This window comes from Aquipuribacter hungaricus (assembly GCF_037860755.1).
Classification (GTDB): domain Bacteria; phylum Actinomycetota; class Actinomycetes; order Actinomycetales; family JBBAYJ01; genus Aquipuribacter; species Aquipuribacter hungaricus.
The window spans coordinates 1-5,333 of record NZ_JBBEOI010000237.1 but is presented as its reverse complement, the minus strand read 5'-3'; the positions used below and the strand labels follow the sequence as shown (position 1 = coordinate 5,333).

The 5,333-nt window shown below is 76.8% G+C and carries 4 protein-coding genes; all 4 read right to left on the bottom strand.

Going from position 1 to position 5,333, the window contains the following annotated elements; all coding sequences use genetic code 11:
• Positions 1 to 312 (bottom strand): NAD(P)H-binding protein (locus tag WCS02_RS17050; RefSeq protein WP_340295406.1); only part of this gene is annotated, 312 nt, incomplete at its 3' end.
• A gap of 22 nt (positions 313 to 334) precedes the next feature.
• Positions 335 to 1,669 carry a mechanosensitive ion channel family protein gene (locus WCS02_RS17045; RefSeq protein ID WP_340295404.1) on the bottom strand — a complete coding sequence of 445 codons (1,335 nt, stop codon included), beginning with the start codon at positions 1,667 to 1,669 and terminating at the stop codon, positions 335 to 337.
• 11 nt (positions 1,670 to 1,680) lie between these two features.
• Positions 1,681 to 3,888: a prolyl oligopeptidase family serine peptidase gene (locus tag WCS02_RS17040; protein ID WP_340295402.1), complete on the bottom strand. Its 2,208-nt coding sequence runs from the start codon at positions 3,886 to 3,888 to the stop codon at positions 1,681 to 1,683.
• Positions 3,889 to 3,969: 81 nt separating this feature from the next.
• The coding region (locus WCS02_RS17035; protein ID WP_340295400.1) for an apiosidase-like domain-containing protein at positions 3,970 to 5,333 on the bottom strand (1,364 nt) is incomplete at its 5' end.

Here is a 5,333-nt window from a genome sequence, read left to right as displayed (position 1 = left end):
TTCGGCGGCCGCGGCGGCCCCGAACGCCCGGGCGGCCGTCAGGTGCTCGGCGTCGGTGGCAGCGCCCGCGTCCAGCGGGGTGACCAGGTGGTAGGCGACGTCGACGCCGGCGAGCGCGCGGGTCAGCACACCGGGGTCGGTGACGTCGCCGCCGACGACGTCGACGTCGGGCCGCCAGTCGTGGCCGGTGAGCCGCTCGGGGTGACGGGCCAGGGCGCGGACCCGGTAGCCGGCGGCGAGCAGCTCCGGCACCAGCCGCCCCCCGACGTAGCCGGTGACGCCGGTGACCAGGACCAGCGGGGCGGGGCTCATGGGCACAGTGTCCGTCGCACGCCTAGCCCCGGCGACGGCGGGGGTCCCGCTCGGGGGCCGGGCGGAACGGCTCGCCGCTGCCGGGCTCCGGGGCGTCCTCGTGCGACACGGACCCCTCGCCCCGGCTGGCGTCGACCGGGCTGCGGGGGACGGTGGTGTCGACGGCGCCGACGACGGGGATGGCGTGCGTCCCGCCCCGGGCGCGCTCCGGCGGGGCGGTCCTGCCCGCGCGGCGGGACCCCGACGGCGCACCGGGCCCGGTCGGTCCCTCGGCCCGCATCCACACCGTCCGCTGCGGGAAGGGGATCTCGATGCCGAGGGTGTCGAAGGCGTGCTTGATGCGCCGCCGCATCTCGCGGGCGACCACCCACTGCTCCAGCGGCACGGTCTTGATGATCATGCGGATGGTCACCTGGTCCGCGGCGAGCGCCTCGACGCCCCACACCTCGGGCTCGTCGAGGAACTTGTCGGCGAAGTCGGGGTCGGCGCGCATCTCCGAGCCCAGCCGGCCGAGCAGCTCCATGACGCGGGAGACGTCCTCGCCGTAGGCGACGCCGACGTCGAGCACCGCGCGCGACCAGCCCTGGCTCATGTTGCCGACCCGGACGACCTCGCCGTTGCGGATGTGCCAGACGGTGCCGTCGACCGAGCGCAGCCGGGTGGTCCGCAGCCCGACGGCCTCCACGACGCCGCTGGCCTCGCCCATGTCGATGACGTCGCCGACGCCGTACTGGTCCTCGGCGATCATGAACAGCCCGGAGACGAAGTCCTGGACCAGCGTCTGGGCGCCGAAGCCGAGGGCGATGCCGACGATGCCGGCGCCGGCCACCAGGCCGGTGATGTCCACGCCCAGCGCGGGCAGGATCTTGAAGACGGCAGCGGTCCACACGACGATGGACACGACCGCGGTGAGGATCGACCCGATCGCCTTGGCCCGCTGCACCCGCCGCTCGCTGGTGAGCGGGTCCGACGGCTCGAACAGGTCGATCCGGCCGCGGCGCCGGGGCCCCTCGGTCTCGATGCGCTCCACCCAGCGGCGGATGACCCGGCGCAGCACCCACCGGACGACCGCGGCCACGAGCAGGACGGCGATCACGAACAGCGGGACGCTGACGAGGTCGGACACGAACCTGGCCTGCTCGATGTCGCCGAGGGCCCGGTTGAGCAGGCCGCAGAGGGTGCCGTCCTGGGTGCCGCAGTTCTGGTCGGTCACGCCGCCGGCCAGCCCGTCCACCGCCTCGCGGATGGCGCCGGTGGACGTCGGGGTCGGCTCGGGCTCCGCCGAGGGCGACGCCCCGGGGAGGGCCGTGAGGGACGGCTGGGCGGGCAGGGCGGGGGCAGGGGTCGCGGGGAGCATCGCGGGCCAGGCTAGCCAGCGGCGGGCACGGGGTCCGTCGCGTCCGGCCAGACCAGCCCCGTGTGGTGGGCGAGGAACAGCAGCCCGTCGGTGGCCAGGCCGACGGTGCGCGACACCGACCGTGCGCCGTGGCCGACGTCCGCCTCGGCCCGCAGCAGCACCGGCCGCTCGCGGGGGTCCGACGCGGTGGCGTGCTGCAGCGCGGCGGCGAGCTTGCGGGCGTGCAGCGGGTCCACCCGGCTGTCCCCGTCGAACACCGTGAACAGCACCGCCGGGTAGCGGGTGCCCTCGTGGACGTGGTGGTACGGGGAGTACGACAGCAGCCAGCCCAGCTCCACCGGGTCCGCGGCCGTGCCGTACTCGTCGTTCCACGACACCCCGAGGCCGTGGTGCTCGTAGCGGACCATGTCCAGCAGGGGGGCCGAGCACAGCACCGCGGCCCAGAGCTCCGGACGCTGCGTGGCGGCCGTCCCGACGAGCAGGCCGCCGTTGGAGCCGCCGGAGACGGCGAGCCGCTCCGTCGTGGTCCAGCCGTCCGCGAGCAGGGTCTGCGCCACGGCGTACAGGTCGTCGAAGACGTTCTGCTTGCGGTCGCGGTAGCCGTCGCGGTGCCACTCCTCGCCCTCCTCGCCGCCGCCGCGCAGGTTCGCGACGACGTGGACGCCGCCGGCCCGCACCCACGCCAGGGTCGTCGCGGAGTAGCCGGGCGTGAGGCTGATACCGAACCCGCCGTAGCCGTAGAGCACGGTGGGTGCGGGCGCCACGGGGCGGCCGTCGACCAGGGCGTCGGCGTGGGCGAGGACCATGAACCGCACCGTCGTGCCGTCGGCGCTGGTGCAGGCCAGCTGCTGCGCGACGACCTCGGGCCCGGCGGGCGGCTCGCCCGGGGGGAGCTCGGCGGCGGTGACGGCGAGCGTGCGCCCGTCCAGGTGCAGGACGCGGCCCGGCGAGGTGTGGCTGGTCCACGTGAACCAGGCGGCGTCCCGGTCCTCGTAGGCCGTGACCAGGCCGCCGAGCGAGCCGTGGCCGGGCAGCCCGACGTCCTGCAGGTGCGCGCCGTCGACCAGCCGGTGCACCGCCAGCTCCCCGACCGCGTGACGGGTGCGCGAGACGAGCAGCAGCGGCTCCGTCAGGGACGGGGCGTCCAGGACCGCGACGTCGGACAGGACGGCGGCGGGGTCCTCCGGCACCAGGTCGACCCAGCGCTCCGGGCCGGGGTCGGCCGGGTCCGCGACGCAGAGCCGGCCGCGGGGCGCCCCCAGGTCGGTGTGGACGTACAGCTGCCCGTCGCGGCCCACCCACACGCCGTGCTCGGCGTCCAGGCCCACCGCCACGTCGCGGAAGACCGGGGCGGCGGGGTCGGAGGCGGCGAGGTCGGCGATCCGCACGTCGGTCCGGGGTGCCGTGCCGGCGGAGGCGGACACCACCAGCCACCGCCCGTCGTGGCTGAGGCCGACGCCGAAGTACGTCGTCCGGTCCTCGCGCGCGCCGAACACCTCGACGTCGGTCTCCGGTGACGTCCCCACCACGTGGAGGTAGACGCGCCGGTGGTACTGCCGCTCGTCGGCGGGCAGCAGCTCCGGGGCCAGCCGCCGCACGTAGTAGAAGCGGGCCGGCTCGTCGCCGGTGCGGGGCAGCCACGCCACGGGGGAGTAGCGGGCCCGGTCCAGAGGGCCGTCGACGGTCTCGCCGGTGGCCACGTCGAGGACGCGGAGGACGCTCTCCTCCGAGCCGCCCTCGCTCACCTGGTAGGCGAGCAGGTCGCCGTCGGGCGACCACGACCACGCGTCGAGGGTGGTCGCGCCGGTCGGGTCCAGGGCGACCGGGTCGACGAGGGGGCGCTCGTCGCTGCCTCCGTCGGGCCGCAGCGTGCGCAGCAGGAGGACGCCGTGCTCGGCGCCCGGGTCACGCCGGACCAGCACCCGGGTGACGACGCCGTCGCGCACCCGGGTGGCGGGGGAGGACACCGACCCGGTCGCGAGCAGGGCGGTCAGCGTGCTGCGGACGTGCTCGCGGCCGGGCCAGGCGGCGGCGTGGGCCTGCAGCAGGGCCGCCTGCTGCCCGGACCAGGCCAGCGTGCGCGGGTCGCCCGCGTCCTCCAGCCAGCGGTACGGGTCGGCCACCTCGGTGCCGTGGAGCACGTCGACGACGTCGGTGCGCTCGGCCGGGGGGTAGCTGCCGGGCAGCTCGGACGGGGCCTCGGGGGCGGGGTGCGGCACCCGCCGGAGCCTAGGCCCCGCCCCCGGGACGGGGGGCGGGGCGGGGTGCCGGCTGTGGACGGACGGACGGACGGGCTGCCGTCAGGAGGTGGCCATGACGAGCACCGCGTCGGACCAGCCGGGCCAGGGCAGCGACCGGGTGCCCGTGGCGGGATGGCTGCCGGCGGCCTTCCGTGCCCCGGTGGCGGGGTCCACCCAGGCCAGGGCGACCGTGCTGCCGCCGAGCGCGTCGAGGTCGACCGAGACCCCCCGCGGGGTGGGCACGTAGGTCCACGCGGTGCGGCCGGCACGCCCGGTGACGGCGGGCTCGTGCGGCGCGCCGCCCCCCGAGGACAGCACCGACGGCGAGGCGACGACGGCACGGCTCGTGCCGAGGACCTCGGCGATCCGGGTGACGTCGTCGGCGGAGCCCGCCCGCAGGCCGTCGCGCCAGCGGCTGTCGAGATCCCACACGTTCTCGTGGCCGTAGGCGAAGCCGGCGCCGTGGAGCACCGACCACCAGGCCTGGGCGCGCAGGGCGCGGTCGTCGAGCAGCGGGGCGCTGGTGCGCGCGTCGTAGTAGGCCTCGGTGACGAGGACGGGCAGGCCGCGCCCCGTGCTTCCGGCCGCGGCCTGCCAGGTCCGCTGGGTGCCGTAGGCGGAGGCGACGGTGTGCCAGGGCCGCCCGGCGAAGGCCTCGAAGGAGCTCACGCCGCGGCGGGCGTGGTAGCTCATGAGGTGCGGCACGGCCTCGGCGTCGCGCAGCGCGACGGCCATGGCGTCGGTGGCAGCCGTCTTGTCGCTGCGGTCCAGGCCGTCGGGCAGCCGGCCCAGGTCGGCGGCGGAGGTGCCGGGGCTGTTGTCGCCGCCGAGGAGCCACACGAGGTTGGGGTACCCGCCGAGGCGCTGCCCCAGGAAGGTGCCGTAGCCGGCGGCGTTGCCCGCGGTGACGTGGCCGCGCCAGTCCTCCCCGGCGTAGCCGTACCAGGCGGGCACCAGGGTGAGGACGAGACCCCTGTCCTCGGCCTGCTCGACGACCCAGGCGACGTGGTCCCAGTAGTCGTAGTCGGGGCTGTCCGGGTCGTCGGTGCGGGCGCCGACCTCCAGGGGGCGGGACAGGTCGGTCCCGCCGACGAAGGGCTCGTCGCCGTAGGCGTTGCGGGCCTCGTCGCGGTGGAGGAAGGGCAGGACGGACATCTGCACGGCGGTGAAGCCCTGCTCGGCCCGGGTGTCGAGCAGCTCGAGCACCTCGGGCTGGCCGAGGCGGCTCGGGGCCAGCCAGGCCGTGTCGGCGAGGTAGAGGAACGGGCGGCCCTCGGCGTCGACGACGGAGCGGCCGTCGGCCGAGGCGCGCAGCGGCAGCTCGGCGTCCGCGGGGCGGCCGGGCTCCACGGGCGCGGGGTCGGGCACGGGCGCGGGGTCCGGCTCGGGCTCGGGGGCGGGCTCCGGGACGGGTCCGGGGTCCG